The following is a 590-nucleotide window of genomic DNA, read 5'->3' as shown; positions in this document are numbered from 1 at the left end:
CGCGAACATGCGTTGCGCGACGTGTTCAACGCCCTGCGCTACCTGGTCAAAACGGGTTGTGGCTGGCGCTACCTGCCCCACGATTTGCCGCCCTGGGAAGCGGTGTATCAACAATGGGGGCGCTGGCGCGACAACCGCTGTTTTGAGCATATGATGGCGGATCTGCGCGAGCTGGCGCGGGTTTTGGCGGGGCGTGAGGCCGACCCGACGGCCGTCATTTTGGACTCGCGTACGGTGCAAAGCACGCCTGAAAGCGGGGCGCGCGCGGGCTACGACGGGGCCAAGCGGCGCAAGGGCAGCAAGGTGCACGTGGCCGTCGATACGCTGGGCCACCTGCTGGCCGCCGTCGTCACGCCCGCCAACGAGCCGGACCGCGGGCAAGTGGCGGCGCTGTGCGCACAGGTGCAGCGCGTGACCGGCCAAAAGGTACAGGTGGCCTACACCGACCAGGGCTACACGGGCGCGGCAGCGGACGAGGCCGCTGCGGAGCACGCCATTGACTTGCAAGTCATTGCGAAACCCGAAGGGCAGAAAGGCTTTGTGCTGTTGCCACGACGCTGGGTCGTGGAACGCAGCTTTGGCTGGGCCGC

The 590-nt window shown here is 67.1% G+C and carries 1 protein-coding gene; it reads left to right on the top strand.

All coding sequences use genetic code 11. The features are described from left to right. On the top strand, nucleotides 1-590 hold a 590-nt coding region (locus DLM85_RS24810), incomplete at both ends, for an IS5 family transposase (RefSeq protein ID WP_111480875.1).

The organism is Hymenobacter edaphi (assembly GCF_003258365.1).
GTDB lineage: Bacteria > Bacteroidota > Bacteroidia > Cytophagales > Hymenobacteraceae > Solirubrum > Solirubrum edaphi.
This window is presented reverse-complemented; position numbering and strand designations above follow the sequence as displayed.